This is a genomic window from Sphingomonas sp. GW821-FHT02B09 (assembly GCF_059421875.1).
In genome coordinates, this window is sequence record NZ_JBWKVV010000001.1 from 930,345 (window position 1) to 947,208 (window position 16,864).

Consider the following 16,864-nt stretch of genomic DNA (forward strand, 5'->3'; position numbering starts at 1 on the left):
CCGGCAATAATAGCACTTGCACCCCTATGGCGAACGCGACATCATCCAGCCGAATGAGGAACGACACGTTCCCGCCGGAGAGAGATGCATGATGATCTTCCTGGAAGTCGCGATCGGCGCCCTCGGTCTCGCGCTGCTGACCACGCCTGTCTTCATCGCGCTGGCCGACAAGCGTAAGATGACCAGACCGGAATAAACGCCGCCCCGCGGCGGCGGGGTCACCAGCGTTAATGCATGCGTCGCGAATTGGGTCTAGGATGGTCGCTACCGCACCACCCTGGCACAGGACCTCATCGTGGATTCGCCCTGCCCCGTTACCGCCCAGCTCGTCGCCTCGATTCACCAGCCCTGGCGCGCATCGGTGCGCGAATGCCTCGACCGCTGGCTGCGCCTCGACTCGACGGCACGCGAGTCGGCCTATCTCGTGCTCGAGGGGCCCGAGCCCAACCTCCGCCGCACGCTCAACGCCGCCGAGATCGCCAAGCTTGCCTGAGCGGGCGGCGGCCGGGCCGCGTGGCCCGAACCGGAACGGGAGCTGACATGCGGCAAGCCACGACTACCTTGAGCGTCGAGACGCGGCGGCAGGGCCTGCTGGAGGTGACTGGCGAGGTCATCCGCTGGGTGGCGGCGCAGGACATCGATACCGGGCTGCTCACGGTTTTCTGCCGGCATACGTCGGCGTCGCTCGTGATCCAGGAAAATGCCGCGCCGGCGGTGCGCCGCGACATGGAGGCCTATTTCGCCCGCCTCGCGCCGGAAAGCCGCGATTATGAACATGACGACGAGGGGCCGGACGACATGCCCGCGCATCTCCGCACCGCACTGACCGGCGTGCAGCTGTCGATCCCGGTCATCGAGGGCGCGCCTGCGCTGGGGACGTGGCAGGGCATCTATCTGTTCGAACATCGCACCAGTCCGCATCGGCGCAGCCTGGCGCTGCACCTGATCGGCGCGTGAACCGCGGCGAAGCGTTGCAGACGGGAGCCAAGTCGTTCATCGCTCGTTCCACTCGGACGATGTATAGGCGGCACGGTTCGCCGCATCCGCGAGCGAATGGAGTATTGGAGTCATGAGTCATCTGGGCCGCAAGGCCGTGGTCGCGGCACTCGCTGCCTCCACGCTGATGGTCGCCGGCTGCGCGACCGAGACCACCTATCGCCCCGCCACCGGGCAGGGCTTCAACCGCACCGGCTACAGCGATCGCCGGATCGAACCCGACCGCTATCTCGTCAGCTTCGCCGGCAACAGCGTCACCTCGCGCGATACGGTGGAACGCTATCTGCTGTTCCGCGCCGCCGAACTGACGCTGCAGAACGGCTATGATTATTTCGTCATGGCCAATCGCGACACCGATTTGCAGTCGCGCACGTACAGCACGCCCGGAGTCGGCGGCGGCTGGGGCTATGGCGGCTTCGGCGGCTATTGGGGTCCGTCGTGGCGCTATTACGGCCGCGGTTTCGGCTGGCGCAGCTGGGACCCGTGGTTCGGCGGCGGCTTCGGCGGCGGCCCGTGGGGCAACGATTTCGACATCCGCACGATCGACCGCTACGAGGCAACCGCGGAGATCGTGATGCGCAAGGGACCGATCCCGCGCGACAATCTGCGCGCGTTCAACGCCCGCGCGGTGGTCGACAGCATCGGCCCGACGGTGGTTCTGCCGAAGTAACGTGCCGTTCGCGTAACGACAAAAGGCCGGGTCACCTTGCGGTGATCCGGCCTTTTTCGTGAGATGGTGACAGCGACGGCTGCCGTGCGCTCCGGCATCCCGCTTCGTCAGCCGTCGCGGAGACGAAGCGGGACCCCGGCGCAAGGCCGGGGTGACGGGGGGTGGGAATGCCGCCGGAGCGTCAGGCGGTGACGGCACCGTGGCAATGCTTATATTTTCGGCCCGAGCCGCACGGGCATGGCGCGTTGCGGTTGACGCGGCCTTCCCAATGTTCCGGATTGTCGCCGAGGATCGCCTCCGCATCCGGCTGCATCATCTGCAGCGGCGGGATCTGCGTCGTGATCCGGCCCAGCGTCCCGGCATCGATATCGTTCGAATTGTCCTCGCCGGTGAACGGGTCGAAGTGCGTCGTAATGAAATCGGGCAGCTCGGGCAGGTCGGGTGCTTCCTGCATCTGGAATTGTGCGTGCGCGATCGTCTTGGTGACGTCCTCGCGGATCGAGTCGAGCATGCGCTGGAACAGCGAGAACGCCTCCTGCTTATACTCGTTGATCGGCGTCTTCTGCGCATAGGCGCGCAGGTGGACGACCTGACGCAGCGCGTCGAGCGTCGCGAGATGCTCCTTCCAGTGATGATCGAGGTTCTGGAGCAGGATCGACTTCTCGACCTGTGTCCAGGTCTCCGGCTCGAGCTCGGCGGCCTTGGTGGCGATCGCCGCATCGGCGGCCTCGCGGACGCGCTCCTCAACGATCTCGGGATCGATCGCCTCTTCGGTCAGCCAGTCGTCGACCGGCAGGTCGAGATTGAGGATCTCGGTCAGCCCCGCCTTCATCCCCGCGATATCCCATTGCTCGGGATAGGAGTTGGGCGGGCAGGCGCCGCCGACGATGACGTTGACCGTCTCGGTGCGCATGTCGCTGACCACATCGCCGACCGCATCGGCGTCCATGATGTCGGCACGCTGTTCGTAGATGACCTTGCGCTGGTCGTTCATCACGTCGTCATATTCGACGACCTGCTTGCGGATGTCGTAGTTGCGCGCCTCAACCTTCTTCTGCGCGGTCTCGATCGCCTTCGACAGCCACTTGCTGCCGATCGCCTCGCCGTCCTCGATATTGTTGCGCATCATCTTGGCGAACAAGGTGTCCGGGCCGAAGATGCGGAGCAGATCGTCGTCGAGGCTGAGGTAGAAGCGCGACAGGCCGGGATCGCCCTGACGACCCGAACGGCCGCGGAGCTGGTTGTCGATGCGGCGGCTCTCGTGCCGCTCGGTGCCGAGCACGAACAGACCGCCGGCGGCGAGCACCTCCTGCTTCTCCACCTCGATCTCGGCACGGATCCGTGCCGCCTCCGTCTCATATTCGGGCGTGCCCTCGACGAGATCGGGATGCTCGTCGAGCATGCGGAATTCGAGGTTGCCGCCGAGTTTGATGTCGGTGCCGCGGCCCGCCATGTTGGTGGCGATCGTCACCGCCGCCTTGCGACCGGCCTGCGCGACGATATGCGCCTCCATCTCGTGGTAGCGCGCGTTGAGCACCTTGTGATCGACGCCCTCCTGCGTGAGGAATTCGCTGAGCAGCTCGGACTTCTCGATCGACACGGTGCCGACCAGCACCGGCTGGCCGAGCGCGGCATGTTCGCGGATCTTCTTGGCGATCGCGCGGAACTTGTCGGTGGTGTCCTTGTAGAATTCGTCCTCCTCGTCGACGCGGCGGACGCCGACGTTGGTTGGGATAGTGACGACGTTCATCTTGTAGATGTCGTAGAATTCCGCCGCCTCGGTCGCCGCGGTGCCGGTCATGCCCGACAGCTTCGGGTACATGCGGAAATAATTCTGGAAGGTGATCGACGCCATCGTCTGGTTCTCGGGCTCGATCGTCACGCCCTCCTTCGCCTCGACTGCCTGGTGCAGGCCGTCGGACCAGCGGCGCCCGTCCATCATGCGGCCGGTGAATTCGTCGATGATGATGACCTTGCCATCCTTGACGATGTAATCGGTGTCCGCCTTGAACATCATGTTCGCGCGCAGCGATTGGTTGACGTGGTGGACGACCTGCGTGTTCTCGAAATCGTAGAGGTTGGCGCCCTCCAGCAGGCCCGCCGCCTCGAGCATCCGCTCGATCCGCTCGGTGCCGCTTTCGGTCAGGATGATCGACTTCTGCTTCTCGTCCTTCTCGTAATCGTCGGCCTCGAGCTGCTTCACGATCGCGTCGACGCTCATGTACAGCTCCGACTTGTCGTCGGTCGGGCCGGAGATGATGAGCGGGGTGCGCGCCTCGTCGATCAGCACCGAATCGACCTCGTCGACGATCGCCATGCTGAAGGCACGCTGCACCATCGAGCTGCGCTCGTACTTCATGTTGTCGCGCAGATAGTCGAAGCCGAATTCGTTGTTGGTGCCGTAGGTGATGTCGCTGTTGTAGGCGGCGCGACGCTGTTCGTCGGTGAGGTTGGGGATGATCGTGCCGACGGTCAGGCCGAGGAAGCGATAGACCTGGCCCATCCACTCGGCGTCGCGCGCGGCGAGATAGTCGTTGACGGTGATGACGTGGACGCCGTCGCCGGGCAGCGCGTTGAGATAGGTCGCCAGCGTCGCGACGAGCGTCTTGCCCTCGCCGGTGCGCATCTCGGCAATCTCGCCGCGGTGGAGGACGATGCCGCCGATCATCTGCACGTCGAAATGGCGCATGCCGAGCACGCGCACCGCCGATTCGCGCACCGTCGCGAACGCTTCGGGCAGCAGGTCGTCGAGCTTGGCGCCATTGGCGAGCTGCTCGCGGAACTTGGCGGTCTGCGCGGCGAGCTGCTCGTCGGAGAGCGCCTGGAGCGTCGGCTCGAACGCGGCGATCTTCTGGACGATCGGGTTGAGCGATTTGACGTAGCGGTCGTTGGACGAGCCGAAGAGCGATTTAGCGAAGCCGCCGAACATAGGGATGGTTCCTGGATAAGCGCGCGCGGCCCCAGGGATGCGGGGGCGCGCAGCGTCGTTGGTCACGAAGATGTGGGTCGCAGCCGGGCTGCGACGGGCGCTATTCGCGCCGGCGGCGCGCGTAGAGCGGTTCGCCCGGCGCTACGGCCGGAGCGGCGGCGGCGAGGCCCCAGGCCGCGGACGCGACCAGCGTCGGCAGCGCCTGTTGCGGCCGGCTGGCGACGGCCGCGGGGCGCACCTGCGCTTCGACCACGGCCGCCGCACTCGCGACCGCATGCGCTGCCGCCGGCGTACGCATCGCCGAACCACCGCCGGTAAGGGCGGACAGCAGCGCGGACAGGAGCAGCAGCAAATTCATCGCAGCCTCGCCATAAGGACAAGGTCCGCGGGCGTCCACATGCGAAGCGGCTGTATTACCACAAGCAACGTACCGGATAGCGACGCATCGTGACGTCCGCGGTGACCAACGTCGCATCGAGATGCAGCGCATGGGCGATTAGCATGCGATCCACCGGATCGCGGTGCAGGTCTGGCAGCGTATCTACGATCCGCCACGCGGATGCCGGATATTCGAGTATCTCGGCATCGAGGCGGGCGACGAGCGAATCCAACGGAAGATCAGCGCCAAACCTGCCGCGGCGGTTCAGATCGGCAAATTCATATGCGGTTACCGCACTGATGCACAGCGGCGTAGCACCATCGGTGATCGCAGCCGTCGCCGCCAAACTGAGCCGCGGACTACGGGTAGCGATCCAGACGAGCGCCTGCGTATCAATCAGGATCGCCAAATTTGCGCCCGTAATGTTCATTCCAACGATCGTCCGCCTTTAGAGAGCGGATGTCGATGTCACGATCCCCGACGAGATCTGCAAACATCCCGATCGCGGACCGCCGCTTCGCGGCACGTTGCTCCACATCGGACGGCGGGACCATCACGAGGCGAACCTGGGGTGCGTCGACACTATCGAGCACGACATCCTCACCACGCATCGCCGCCGCGATCAGCTCCGGAAGCCGCGCCTTCGCCTCACCGATAGGGACGTGCATCGCCATGACCTATAGGTGGCGCGGCACGTGCCGGTGGTCAAGCATGCGAGGGTTCGTCGATCATCCGTCTTTGCCCTGTCTTGGAAGCAGCCTATGGCAGCGCCATGTCTTCGTCCATCTCCCCGCTCGCCACCCCCTTCCCCGCCCTGCCCGCGATCGCCGGCGTGGTGCCGCACGTCGCTCGCGCGCGCTACAAGACGTGGGACCGCTGCGATCTCACCTTCGTCACGCTCGCCGAAGGGACCAGCGTCGCCGGCGTCGTCACGCAGAGCAAATGCCCTTCGCCCGAGGTCGAATGGTGCCGCAAGGCGCTGACCCTCGGCACGGCGCGCGCGCTGGTGGTCAACGCGGGCAATTCGAACGCCTTCACCGGCCATCGCGGCCGCGCTGCCGTCGAGGCGATCGCGGCGCGCACCGCGCAGCATCTCGGTTGCCAGCCATCGGACGTGTTCGTCGCCTCGACCGGGGTGATCGGCGTGCCGCTGCCGATCGACAAGGCAGAGGCCGGGCTCGACGCCGCCTTCGCGGCGACGCCGTGCGACTGGCGCGCCGCGGCGGAGACGATCGGCACCACCGACACCTATCCCAAGGGTGCGATGACGACCGCCATCGTCGATGGTCGCACGGTGACGTTGGTCGGCATCATCAAGGGTTCGGGGATGATCGCGCCGGACATGGCGACGATGCTCGGCTTCGTCTTCACCGATGCGGCGGTGACGCCCGGCTTCCTGCAGGCCGCGCTCAACGCCGCCAACCGCAACACCTTCTCGTGCATTACTGTCGACGGCGACACCTCGACCAGCGACACGGTGCTCGCCTTCGCCACCGGCGCGGCCGGCAATGCGCCGCTCGGCGATGCCGACAGCGACGGTGCGGACGCCTTCGCCGCGGCGCTCGCCGACCTCTGCGCGCAGCTCGCGCTGCTGGTCGTGCGCGACGGCGAGGGCGCGACCAAGCTGATCGAGATCGCGGTCACCGGCGCGGAAAGCGACGCCTCGGCGCATCGCATCGCCAAGTCGATCGCCAATTCGCCGCTGGTGAAGACCGCGATCGCGGGCGAGGACGCCAATTGGGGCCGCGTCGTCATGGCGGTCGGCAAGGCCGGCGAGCCCGCCGAGCGCGACAAATTGTCGATCCGCTTTGGCGAGACGCAGGTCGCGCGCGAGGGGCTGGCGGTCGAAGGCTATGACGAGGCGCCGGTCGCCGCGCATCTGAAGGGGCAGGAGATCGAGGTCGGCGTCGATCTCGGACTCGGCGACGGCGTGGCGACGGTTTGGACCTGCGACCTCACCCACGGCTATATCTCGATCAACGCCGACTATCGGAGCTGACATGCATCATCCGCACCACGACTCGGTCGTCACCCTGATGCGCCGGGTGGCGGCGGAGATCGTCCTGCCGCGCTTCCGCAATCTCGCCGCCGACGAGATCGAGGAGAAGGCCGCCGACGATATGGTGACCGTCGCCGATCGCGAGAGCGAGGCGGCGCTGACCGCGGGGCTGGCGGCGCTCGATCCCGGCATCCGCGTCGTCGGCGAGGAAGCGGTCGCGGCGGATGCGTCGCTGGTCGACGGCATCGAGCACGGCCGGGTGTGGATCATCGACCCGATCGACGGCACCAACAATTACGCGAGCGGCATCGCCACCTTCGGGATCATGATCGCGCTGGTCGAGGATGGCGGGACGCAGGCGGGGTGGATCCTCGATCCGGTCGCCGACCGGCTCTGCCACGCCGTGCGCGGCGGCGGCGCCTATATCGACGACGTACGCGTGCAGGCGCGGCCGAGCGGCGGCGAGCGCCCGTCGGCGGTGCTCGCCACCTATTATATGAGCGAGGCGGAGATCGCGGCACTCTACGCCCGCGCCGAGCGCGCGTTCACCGTCGCACCGATGCCGCGCTGCGCGGCGGAGCAATATCCGCGACTGGTGCTGGGGACGAACGACGTCGCCTTGTTCCAGAAGACGCTGCCGTGGGATCATGCGCCGGGCTCGCTGTTCCTGCGCGAGGCGGGCGGCGTGGTGCGCTGGCCGGATGGCGAGGACTATCAGGTCGGCGATCAGCGCCGCGGCATGCTCGCCGCCGCATCGCCCGCCTTGTGGGACCAAGCGGCGAAGCTGCTGTTCGGATAGCAAAAGCCCCTCCTCTTCAGAGGAGGGGTTGGGGTGGAGGACACTAAGAACAGGCCTCCGTGATACAAACCCTACCCCTCCCCCAAAGGGGAGGGACTTGCATCGCTTACGCCAGCGCGCCTTCCAGCCAGGCCTTCAGCCGGCCCTTGGGCTCGGCACCGACCTTGGTCGCCGCCGGGGCGCCGCCCTTGAACAGGATCATCGTCGGGATGCCGCGCACGCCATATTTGCCCGGCGCATCCGGGTTCTCGTCGATGTTGAGCTTGGCGATCGTCACCTGCTCACCGAGCTCTTCCGACAGTTCCTCGAGGCTCGGCCCGATCATCTTGCACGGCCCGCACCATTCCGCCCAGAAGTCGACCAGCACCGGACCGTCGGCCTTGAGCACGTCTGTGTCGAAGCTCGCGTCGGTAATCGCCTTGGTAGCCATTTCAATCTCCTTTGCAGCCCATCTAGGATGGCGCGGACCCCGGCTCAACCGTCGGCGCCCTAGCTTTGCTCCCGGAGGCGAAAGCGCGGCTTGTGCGCGTCGAGCAGCGCCGGGTCGAGCGCGAACAGCCGGGGGCCGCTCGTATAGAGCAACGCCGCCTCGATCCGCCGTTCGGGAAAGATGGTGGCGAGCGCGGCGGCATAGGCCGCCATCTGATCGAGGTGATAAAGCGGGATGTCCGCGACAGCGTCCGGCACGCGCCGGCCGGTCTTGAAGTCGACGACGCGGATATGATCCGGCGCGATCAGCAGCCGGTCGACCGTCCCCGACACGACGAGGCCGTTGGCGAGCGTCGCGGCGATCGGCGCCTCGGTGAGCGCGTCGCCGCCGAACAGGTCGACGAAACGCCCATCGTCGAGCACGGCGAGCACGCCGGCGGCGATCTCCGCGCGTACCGCAGGGTCGGTGACGCCGCCCGCGGTGGCGAGCCAGCGTTCGGCACTGGCGGCGCGCGCCTCGGGTGCGACCGCCGGAAGACGCTCGAACAGCGCGTGGAACAGCCGCCCGCGCTCCGCGGCGGCGCGTAGCGCCGGGCCGGGCGGCGGATCGCTGACCTCGTCCTCGCCGATCGCGGATGGCGCGAGCGGCCGCGACGGCCGGCTTTCGATCGGCGCGGGGCGCTGCGCCCAGTCGGGCAGGACGACGGTCTCGACGCGCTCGACCTTGGCGGCGGCACGCGGTTTGACCGGGGCCTGCACGATCCGGCCGGTGAAGACGCGCGGCCCCTCCCCCGCGACGCCCAGCGCATCGAAGGCGCGCGACGCGGCGGCATACCAGCTCGCCACCGGCGGCTCGCCCTTGGCGCGCGGGCCGAGCGCACCGCCGATCACCAGCCGTTCCTCGGCGCGGGTCGCGGCGACGTAGAACAGCCGCCAATGTTCCTCCAGCTCGCGCCGCTCGACCTCGCCGATCGCCACGTCGAGCGGCCCACCGCGCTCGGCGGAGCGCGGGCGGAAGATCGGGATCGGCTGCGCGCCGGGCTCGGGCGACCAGCGCACCAGCGCGCGAGGCGCGGCGGTCGGATCGACCGTCGCGTCGGCGAGGATCACCAAAGGCGCCTGCAAGCCCTTGGCGCCATGCGCGGTCATCACCCGCACCGCGTCGAGCGGCGCGGAAGGATCGCGGACGATCTCGACATCGCCACGATCGAACCAGTCGAGGAAACGCTGCATCGACGGCGTCGAGGTCGTCTCGAAGGCGAGCGCGGCGTTGAGTAATTCCTCGATCGGATCGCGCGCCTCGGCACCCAGCCGGCGCAGCAGCTTGCGCCGTCCGTCGAGCGGACCGGACAACAGCTCTTCGAGGAACTGATAGGGCGTGGCGATATCTGCACGCAGCAGCATCGAGCGGAGCGGCGCCAGCCGTTCGTCCGACTGGGTGAGCGTCAGATGCCGCCACAGGCTGCCGTGATCGCGCGGCGCGGCGTGCATCAATTCGTCCTGCGTCCAGCCGATCAGCGGCGATACCAGCAGCGACGCCAGCGACAGATCGTCCTCCGGCTGCAACGCGAAGCGCACCGCGGCGAGCAGATCCTGCACCGCCAGCGGCGCGTTGAGCCGCAACCGGTCGACGCCAGCCACCGGTACGCCCTCGGCATAGAGGCGCGCGACGATCAGCGATGCGAGATCGCCGCGCCGCTTGACGAGGATCATCACATCCTCGGGGCGCAGCGGCCGCCCCTTGCTCTCCAGCATCAGCCCGCCGTCGATCCAGTCGCGCACCGCGCGCGCGATCCGCACCGCCTGTTCGCGGACGGCGTCGTCGATCCACGCTTCCTCGTCCTCGTCGCTGCCGCCCGCCACCACCGGCGGCCATAGCTCGACCGTGCCGGGGCCGGGCACCTCGCTGGCATGATCCTCCAGCGCGCCGATCGCGCCGAGGCCCGGCTCGCCCGCCGCCGCGACCGCGGCATCGACGAATTCGAGAATCGGCCGCGTCGAGCGGAAGGAATGGGTCAGCGACAGGCGCTGGAACGGCAGGCCGCGTTCGGACTCGGGCCAGTCCTCGGTCCCCTCCACCTCGGCGGCGCGGGTGGCGAAATGGCCCTCCGCCCAGCGGAAGTTGATCGGGTCGGTGCCCTGGAAGCCGAAGATCGCCTGTTTGAAATCGCCGACGGTGAACAGCGTGCGCGTCGAGGGCGCATGGACGCCGCGGCCGACGAAGAACTCGCCCGCCAGCGCGGTCACGATCCGCCATTGGTTGAGGTTGGTGTCCTGCGCCTCGTCGATCAGCACATGCTCGGTCGCCTGATCCAACTTGTAGCGCACCCATTCGCCGATGCCGGGTTGTTCGAGCAGCCGCACCGTCACGCCGATCAGATCGTCGAAATCGACCGCGCCGCTGCGCCGCTTCGCTGCGGCATAGGCGCGGGCATAGTCACGCCCGACGTCGAGCGCATCGGCGAGCAGATCGGCATAGGCCGCGCGTTGCGTCAGCGACAGCAGATCGAGGCAATGGTCGCCGAGCGCCGCGGCGAGTTCGGGATAATCGGGTTCGGCATCGACCAGCTTCTTCGACGCCTTGCGCGGCTCGTTCTTGCCGGTCAGCACCACGCCGGCCAGCTCCTGCAAGGTCGCCGCACGCGCCTCGGGCGCGGCGGCGAGCCAGCGGTCGAGCGTCTCGGCATGGCCGAGGCCCGTCGCCGCGCCCCACGCCTTGTTCGCCGCCGCCAGCCGCTCCACCAGTTCGACGTCGATCGCGTCGCAGCCGGACGCCAGCGCCTCGCCGATATCGCCCTGCGGCAACTCGAGCGTGCGGCGCAGCCACGGCTGGATGCCGCTCGGCAGCGCCTCCAGCGCGATCAGCGAGCGCGCGCAGGCGAGCAGGAAGCTCTCCGCCCCGCCCTCGCCTAGGCGCAACGACAGCGCGCCGATCGTCTCGATCGGTCGGACGCGGCCGTCGCGCTCCGCCTCGACCAGCAGCGCCGCCAGCGTCTCGCGCGCCAGCACCGCCTCCTCGCGCGCTTCGAGCGGACGGAAGCCGGGGGTCAGCCCCGCCTCGACCGGAAAGGCGGCGAGCAGGCTCTGGCAGAAGCCGTGGATCGTCTGGATGCGCAGGCCGCCGCCCGGCGCGTCGAGCACGCCGGCGAACAAGGTGCGCGCGCGCGCCTGCAAGTCGGGCGTCGCGCGCTCGCCGAGCGCTTCGAGATCGGCGGCGAGCTGCGGCCCCGGCATCCGGACCCAGGCGGCGAGCCGGTTGCTGATCCGCTGCGCCATCTCCGCCGCGCCCGCCTTGGTGAAGGTCAGGCACAGGATCGCGGCCGGCTGGGTACCGCCCAGCAGCAGCCGGAACACGCGCGCGGCGAGCACCTGCGTCTTGCCGGTGCCGGCGGAGGCGGAGAGCCAGACGTGCGCGCGCGGATCGCTCGCCGCCGCCTGTGCGCCCTTCAGCCGCGGCAAAGTGGCGAGGTCAGTCCCGGCCATACCATTCGTCCCGACGCATCAGTTGGTCATATTCGGCATAAGGCGCATATTCCGGCACGAGCTTGGCGGTGAACGGCGCATTGCCGGTCAGCCAATGGCCTGCCGCCTCGATGAAGTTGCTCATCGCGATCGTGGTGAAGTCGGTGGTGACGATCCGGTCGCGCTTGCCCTCGGCGTCGACCGGGGATTCGATATAGCCGAACTGATCGCGCTTCTTGCCGAGCGACCAATATTCGAAACCGCCCGCACGGCCCGAGATGTCGCCGAACCCGCCACGCTCGGCGATCGCGCCGAGCAGGCCGAGCTGGAGGCTGTAGCCGGCCTTGACCGCGGCGGCGGACGGCGGCTTGCCAGTCTTATAGTCGACGATCGCGAGGCTGCCGTCGGGCAGGCGATCGACGCGGTCGTAGCGGCCGGACAGCTTCACCCCCGCCACCTCGATATGCCCCTTGCCCTCCGCCGAGGCGACCTTGCGGCCTTCGGCGTCCTGCGCGGCGACCGTCTTGGCGATCCAGTCGATCGCCTCGACCAGCCGCGGCCGCCACAGCGCGCGCATCATCGGATGCGTCCGCTCGTCGTCGAGCATCGCGGTCGCGCGCGGCAGCAATGCGTCGGCGGCGCAACGGTCGAGCTTCCACCATTGTTCGAGGATGTCGTGTACCGCGGTGCCGCGCCACGCCGCGCTCGGATCGGCATCGACCGGTTCGAGCGGCATCAGCCCGAGCACCCGCCGCGCGTAGAAGGCGTAAGGGTCGGCCTTGAGCCGGTCGATCTCGGTGACCGAAATCGCCTTGGGGCGGCGCGCCGGATCGGGCAGCGGCGCCGGCCGGTCGGCGGGGAGATGCTCGCGCGGATCGTCGAGCGCATGCGCCCAGCGTTCGAGATCGTGGGCGCGGACGAAGCGCTCGCCCGCCATCGCCTGCAGGCGCAGCCACAATCGCGACGCGAGCGCCGGCGAGGCGGCATCGCGGCGCGCCCGCGTCACGATCGCCTGCGGCGCGCCGAGCGCTTGGCCGAATTCATGCGCCGCGACGCCGACCGCGCGCTCCAGCCCCGGCAATCCCAACGTCGCGCGGATGCGCGGCGCCAGCCACGGGTCGGGCGCCGGTCGCCCCGGCCACACGCCCTCGTTGAGCCCGCCGAGCACCATCAGGTCGGCGGTCTGCAACCGCGCCTCGATCAGGCCATAGATGGCGATACGTGGATGGCCGACGCCCGACCCCGGCCGCACCGCGACCTCGTCGAGCAACCCGCGCAGCAGTGGCGCCAGTCCATCGGGCGCGATCCGCGGCGGCCCGGCGGGCGCATCGGCTTCGAGCGCGTCGAGAAACTCCGCGGCAGCACGCCCCGCCGGCCCCGACCACAGATCGTCGCCGCACAGCGCCTGCGCCGTCTCGCGCAGCACCGCGAGCAAGGCCGGCAGCGGCTGCATACCCTGTTCGAAGACCAGTTCGATCGGCTTGAGCAACCCGACCGGCTCGGCGAACCACGCCGCGGCGCGATCGCGTTTGTTGGTCATCAGATGGCCCATGATCCCGTCGAGCCCCGCCGCCGGTCGCGGCCCGCGCAGGCCACGGTCGAGTCCGCGCACGCCGTCGAGCCACGCGCCGCGGATGGCGCGGTCGCCCGGCACGTTGCGGACCAGCGGATGTTTGAGCAGCGCGAGCAACGCCATCGGCGCGAAACGCTGCGCCGCCGCCTCGGCGAGCGCGAGCAGCAGCGTCCCCGGCGGCAGGATCGACAAGGGCCGCCCCGCCGAATCGTTGGCCTCGATCCCCCAGCGGCGCAGATGCACCGCCACCCGTCGCGCCAGCGCACGGTCGGGCGTGACCAAGGCCGCGGTCCGCCCCTCTTCCTCCAGCGCGCCGCGCAGCGCGAGCGCGATCGTCTGTGCCTCCTCGGCCGGCGTCGCCAGCTCGGCCGCGGCGACGCCGGTCAGCCGGCGGTCCTCCGCCTTCAGCTCGGTCCATTTGCCGGTGAAGGCGGCGGGCGCGAGTGCGTTGGCGATCGCCCGCCCGCGCACCGCGCCGGCATCCGGCCCCGCGGTGCCGGGCCAATTGGCCACCTCGCCGCGGCCGACGCTCATCCGCTCCAGCATCAGCTTGAGGTGATATTGCGGATGCGTCTCGAGCGAGCGGCGGATGTGGCCGGTGACGGGATCGGGCCGGTGCGGCCCGAGCGCATCCCATTCCTCCTGCGGCATCGCCAGGTCGAGCCCCGCGAACACCGTCATGCCCTGCGGCGCCTCGGCGACGCAGCGCAGCAGCCGCGCCACCGCCGGCGCCGGATCAGTGACGCCCGCCGCGCAGACGATCCCCTGCGGCGGTTGCTGGCGCCACCGCTCGGCGACCCGGTCGAGCAGCATCCGCCGCCGCGTCGCTGCGTCGATCAGCCCGAGCCGCGCCAGTTCCGCGGGCCAGCGTTCGAGCACGATCGTGAAGGTCGACAATGCGCGCTGCCAATGTTCGGTCAGTTCGGGGGCGAGGTCGATATCGCGCAGCGCCGTCGGCGGCACCTCCTCGACCAGCAACTGGTCGAGCGTATGGCAGAGCTCGCCCGCGAGGCGCACCGCCTCCGCCGCGTCGATCGCCGCACCGGCGCGCGCGCGCTCCTCGAAGACGAGCCGGGCGAGGATCATCCGCCGCTGCATCGGCGCGACCGCGGGCGGCGGCGGTGCGCCTTCGTCCGCCGGATCAAGCGCCGCGCCGACCGCCTCGCCGAGATCGGGGCTGCCGAGCGTCACCAGCCGCGGCAGCAGCAACCCGCCACCGCTCGCGCGGACGAAGGCGCTCGTCACCGCGCGCACCGCACGATTGTTGGGCAGCAGCACCAGCCCGCGGGCCAATGTCATCGCATCGCCCCCCGCCCGCCGCAGCAACCCGGCGACGAGCGTGTCGGCGAACGCCTTGTGCGAGGGAATCGAATAGAGCTGCGGCCTGCGCGCCTCAGCCATTGGCGATCAGCGCTTCGGTCTTCGGGATCGCCGCGGGCGTGCCGACGTCGAACCACAGCCCCTGATGGACCTGCGCATAGGCGCGCCCCGCCTCGATCGCGCGGTTCCAGAACAGGTTGGTGGAGAACGGCCCCTCCGGCCAGTCGCGCAACAGGCGCGGATGGAGAATCTGGATGCCGGTATAGACGAAGGGCGCGACCGTCGCCGCCTTGCGCCGCGCGATGATCCGGCCGTCCGCGCCGATGCGGAAATCGCCCTGCCCCCGATGGTTGTTGGCACGCGCATAGGGCACCACCAGCAGCAAGGCGTCCATCGTCGCATCGTCCCAGCGCGACGCGAGCAATTTCAGCGTGTCGACCGGTCCGTCGAACCACAGATTGTCGCTGTTGATCACCAGCACCGGATCGTCGCCGAGCAGGCCGCGCGCCTGCACCAATCCGCCGCCGGTCTCCATCAATTGCGCGCGCTCGTCGCTGATCGCCACCGCGATGCCGTCGTCGCGGTTGGTGACATGCGCCTCGAGCGTATCGGCGAGATAATGGACGTTGACCACGGCGCGTTGCACCCCGGCGGCGGCGAGCCGGTCGAAAACGTGATCGATCAGCGGCTTGCCCGCGACCTCGACCAACGGCTTGGGCCGTGTCGCGGTCAGCGGCCGCATCCGCTTGCCGAGCCCCGCGGCCATCACCATCGCCGTGGCCGGCACGACGCCGCCGGGATCGGGACGCAGGATGCGCTGCCGCGTCATGCGCTCAACGCCGCCGGATCGCCGCGCAAGGCAGGCGGCACGTTGGCATCGAACCAGCGCGCCACCGGTGCCAGGGCCGGTTGCGCCAGGTCGCGCTCCAGATAGCGCCAGACGCGCGGGCATAAGGTCGGATAGCGCGGCTTGCCGTCGCGCTTCCACAGCCGGGTGAAGATGCCGATGATCTTGGCGTTCCGCTGCGCGCCGAGCACGTGATAGGCGGCGAGGAAATCGTCGCCCGCCCCCGTCGCGCTCCGGTAGCGCGTCAGCATCGCCGCCTCCAGCATCGGATCGACGTCGCGCCGCGCGTCCTGCAGCAGCGACACGAGATCATAGGCGGGATGACCGGCGAGCGCGTCCTGGAAGTCGAGCAGCCCGAGCCGCCGCTCCGCGCCGACCAGCATCAGATTCTCGGCATGATAATCGCGCAGCACGGTGACGGGCGACTCGGTCAGCGCGTGGTCGAACACCGCGTCCCAGGCGGCGCGATAACCCGGCTCGTCGACGGTGAGCCCGACCGCGGGGCAATACCAGTCGACGAACAGCCCCGCCTCGCGATGCAGCACCGCGCGGTCATATGGCGGCAGGTCGCCGGCGGGATGCGCGCGCAGCGCCACCAGCAGGTCGATCGCCGCGGCATAATGCGGCAACGCCGCCGCCTCGCCGGCATCGGCGGTCTCGCGCAGCCGCACGTCGCCGAAATCCTCCAGCAGGACGAGGCCCTGCGAAAGGTCGGCGGCGTGGATCGCGGGCGCGGCGAAGCCGTGGTCGGTCAGCCATTGCGCGATGCGGATGAACGGCCGCGGGTCCTCGTGCGGCGGCGGCGCGTCCATCAGGATCGCGCTGCGCCCGGCGCTGGCGACGCGGAAATAGCGGCGGAACGAGGCGTCGCCGGCGACGGGGGATATGTCCCCCGACCAGCCATGCGTAGCGAGGAACGCCGGCGCGCCGGCGGGCGGGGTCATATCGGCCATCGCGGCTTCCATGACGCCGGGACGTCCGCTGTCAAGATCCGTCCGCCGTCCGGCCCCGGTTGCAAGGTGAGCGCCAGCGCCTGCGGCCAATAGCCCGGCGCCCGCTCGGGCCATTCGACCAGCAGCAGCGTATCGGTCAGCGCCTCGGCGAGCCCGAGTTCCTCCAGTTCCTCCGCATCCTCGATCCGGTAGAGATCGACGTGCAGCACCGGCAGACGGACCTCGGGCGGCTCATAGGGCTGGACGATCGCGAAGCTGGGGCTCGGCGCCTCGCCGGCGAGGCCGAGCGCGGCGAGCAGGCCGCGCGCGACGCTCGTCTTGCCCATGCCGAGATCCCCTTGCAGCGTGATGACGTCCCCGAGCCGGACGCGCGCGGCGAGCGAGGCGCCGAACGCCTCGGTAGCGGCGGGATCGGCAAGCCGGATACCGGTCATGCCGACCTCCGGAATGCACCGAGCCGGGTCGTACGCCACTCCACCGTGCTCCTGCGAACGCAGGAGCCCAGGAG

At 69.3% G+C, this 16,864-nt stretch carries 15 protein-coding genes; 5 read left to right on the forward strand and 10 right to left on the reverse strand.

Annotation, left to right across the window (positions count from 1 at the left end; genetic code table 11):
• The first annotated feature begins 295 nt into the window (after positions 1 to 295).
• The 3 genes from AC07U4_RS04275 (at position 296) to AC07U4_RS04285 (ending at position 1,666) form a co-directional block, all read left to right on the forward strand.
• Positions 296 to 493 (forward strand): hypothetical protein, encoded by a 198-nt coding sequence (locus AC07U4_RS04275; protein ID WP_038660127.1) that lies wholly within the window; start codon positions 296 to 298, stop codon positions 491 to 493.
• A gap of 47 nt (positions 494 to 540) precedes the next feature.
• A complete protein-coding gene (locus tag AC07U4_RS04280) occupies positions 541 to 957 on the forward strand; it encodes a secondary thiamine-phosphate synthase enzyme YjbQ (protein ID WP_038660130.1) in 417 nt (138 codons plus the stop codon).
• A 112-nt stretch (positions 958 to 1,069) separates the two neighbouring features.
• On the forward strand, positions 1,070 to 1,666 hold the full coding sequence (locus AC07U4_RS04285) for a CC0125/CC1285 family lipoprotein (protein WP_038660133.1): 597 nt from the start codon (positions 1,070 to 1,072) through the stop codon (positions 1,664 to 1,666).
• Positions 1,667 to 1,847: 181 nt separating this feature from the next.
• Here AC07U4_RS04285 and secA read toward each other — a convergent pair whose 3' ends face one another.
• From secA to AC07U4_RS04305, 4 genes are all read right to left on the reverse strand, one after another.
• Positions 1,848 to 4,595 carry a preprotein translocase subunit SecA gene (gene secA / locus AC07U4_RS04290; RefSeq protein ID WP_495194555.1) on the reverse strand — a complete coding sequence of 916 codons (2,748 nt, stop codon included), beginning with the start codon at positions 4,593 to 4,595 and terminating at the stop codon, positions 1,848 to 1,850.
• A gap of 100 nt (positions 4,596 to 4,695) precedes the next feature.
• Positions 4,696 to 4,953: a hypothetical protein gene (locus AC07U4_RS04295; RefSeq protein ID WP_495194556.1), complete on the reverse strand. Its 258-nt coding sequence runs from the start codon at positions 4,951 to 4,953 to the stop codon at positions 4,696 to 4,698.
• 55 nt (positions 4,954 to 5,008) lie between these two features.
• On the reverse strand, positions 5,009 to 5,404 hold the full coding sequence (locus AC07U4_RS04300; RefSeq protein ID WP_495194557.1) for a type II toxin-antitoxin system VapC family toxin: 396 nt from the start codon (positions 5,402 to 5,404) through the stop codon (positions 5,009 to 5,011).
• Positions 5,367 to 5,648: a type II toxin-antitoxin system Phd/YefM family antitoxin gene (locus tag AC07U4_RS04305; protein ID WP_495194558.1), complete on the reverse strand. Its 282-nt coding sequence runs from the start codon at positions 5,646 to 5,648 to the stop codon at positions 5,367 to 5,369. The genes AC07U4_RS04300 and AC07U4_RS04305 overlap by 38 nt, the downstream gene beginning before the upstream one ends.
• Before the next feature lie 98 nt (positions 5,649 to 5,746).
• On the opposite strand from AC07U4_RS04305, the gene argJ reads away from it, so the two are divergent.
• Together argJ and AC07U4_RS04315 are read left to right on the forward strand one after the other, a co-directional pair.
• Positions 5,747 to 6,973, forward strand: a complete 1,227-nt coding sequence (gene argJ / locus AC07U4_RS04310) for a bifunctional glutamate N-acetyltransferase/amino-acid acetyltransferase ArgJ (RefSeq protein WP_495194559.1) — start codon at positions 5,747 to 5,749, stop codon at positions 6,971 to 6,973.
• 1 nt (position 6,974) lies between these two features.
• Entirely contained in the window at positions 6,975 to 7,772 is a 798-nt protein-coding gene (locus tag AC07U4_RS04315; RefSeq protein WP_495194560.1) for an inositol monophosphatase family protein, read from the forward strand.
• Positions 7,773 to 7,878: 106 nt separating this feature from the next.
• On the opposite strand, the gene trxA is transcribed toward AC07U4_RS04315, so the two are convergent.
• The 6 genes from trxA to tsaE are packed head-to-tail and all read right to left on the reverse strand — an operon-like array spanning position 7,879 to position 16,790.
• Positions 7,879 to 8,202: a thioredoxin TrxA gene (gene trxA / locus AC07U4_RS04320; protein ID WP_038660146.1), complete on the reverse strand. Its 324-nt coding sequence runs from the start codon at positions 8,200 to 8,202 to the stop codon at positions 7,879 to 7,881.
• A gap of 59 nt (positions 8,203 to 8,261) precedes the next feature.
• A complete protein-coding gene (gene addA / locus AC07U4_RS04325) occupies positions 8,262 to 11,684 on the reverse strand; it encodes a double-strand break repair helicase AddA (protein WP_495194561.1) in 3,423 nt (1,140 codons plus the stop codon).
• Positions 11,671 to 14,637, reverse strand: a complete 2,967-nt coding sequence (gene addB, locus AC07U4_RS04330) for a double-strand break repair protein AddB (protein ID WP_495194562.1) — start codon at positions 14,635 to 14,637, stop codon at positions 11,671 to 11,673. The genes addA and addB overlap by 14 nt, the downstream gene beginning before the upstream one ends.
• Positions 14,630 to 15,385 (reverse strand): nucleotidyltransferase family protein, encoded by a 756-nt coding sequence (locus AC07U4_RS04335; protein WP_038660155.1) that lies wholly within the window; start codon positions 15,383 to 15,385, stop codon positions 14,630 to 14,632. The genes addB and AC07U4_RS04335 overlap by 8 nt, the downstream gene beginning before the upstream one ends.
• Positions 15,382 to 16,347, reverse strand: a complete 966-nt coding sequence (locus AC07U4_RS04340; protein ID WP_495195011.1) for an aminoglycoside phosphotransferase family protein — start codon at positions 16,345 to 16,347, stop codon at positions 15,382 to 15,384. Before AC07U4_RS04340 ends, AC07U4_RS04335 begins: the two co-directional genes overlap by 4 nt.
• Positions 16,344 to 16,790 (reverse strand): tRNA (adenosine(37)-N6)-threonylcarbamoyltransferase complex ATPase subunit type 1 TsaE, encoded by a 447-nt coding sequence (tsaE, locus tag AC07U4_RS04345; RefSeq protein WP_495194563.1) that lies wholly within the window; start codon positions 16,788 to 16,790, stop codon positions 16,344 to 16,346. The genes AC07U4_RS04340 and tsaE overlap by 4 nt, the downstream gene beginning before the upstream one ends.
• Positions 16,791 to 16,864 lie beyond the last annotated feature (74 nt).

Coding starts and splice junctions, on each gene's coding strand:
- trxA (WP_038660146.1), bottom strand. CDS start 8,202: ATGGCTACCAAGGCGATTACCGACGCGAGCTTCGACACAGACGTGCTC.
- AC07U4_RS04295 (WP_495194556.1), bottom strand. CDS start 4,953: ATGAATTTGCTGCTGCTCCTGTCCGCGCTGCTGTCCGCCCTTACCGGC.
- AC07U4_RS04315 (WP_495194560.1), top strand. CDS start 6,975: ATGCATCATCCGCACCACGACTCGGTCGTCACCCTGATGCGCCGGGTG.
- argJ (WP_495194559.1), top strand. CDS start 5,747: ATGTCTTCGTCCATCTCCCCGCTCGCCACCCCCTTCCCCGCCCTGCCC.
- secA (WP_495194555.1), bottom strand. CDS start 4,595: ATGTTCGGCGGCTTCGCTAAATCGCTCTTCGGCTCGTCCAACGACCGC.
- tsaE (WP_495194563.1), bottom strand. CDS start 16,790: ATGACCGGTATCCGGCTTGCCGATCCCGCCGCTACCGAGGCGTTCGGC.
- AC07U4_RS04340 (WP_495195011.1), bottom strand. CDS start 16,347: ATGACCCCGCCCGCCGGCGCGCCGGCGTTCCTCGCTACGCATGGCTGG.
- AC07U4_RS04300 (WP_495194557.1), bottom strand. CDS start 5,404: ATGAACATTACGGGCGCAAATTTGGCGATCCTGATTGATACGCAGGCG.
- AC07U4_RS04285 (WP_038660133.1), top strand. CDS start 1,070: ATGAGTCATCTGGGCCGCAAGGCCGTGGTCGCGGCACTCGCTGCCTCC.
- addB (WP_495194562.1), bottom strand. CDS start 14,637: ATGGCTGAGGCGCGCAGGCCGCAGCTCTATTCGATTCCCTCGCACAAG.
- addA (WP_495194561.1), bottom strand. CDS start 11,684: ATGGCCGGGACTGACCTCGCCACTTTGCCGCGGCTGAAGGGCGCACAG.
- AC07U4_RS04305 (WP_495194558.1), bottom strand. CDS start 5,648: ATGGCGATGCACGTCCCTATCGGTGAGGCGAAGGCGCGGCTTCCGGAG.
- AC07U4_RS04280 (WP_038660130.1), top strand. CDS start 541: ATGCGGCAAGCCACGACTACCTTGAGCGTCGAGACGCGGCGGCAGGGC.
- AC07U4_RS04335 (WP_038660155.1), bottom strand. CDS start 15,385: ATGACGCGGCAGCGCATCCTGCGTCCCGATCCCGGCGGCGTCGTGCCG.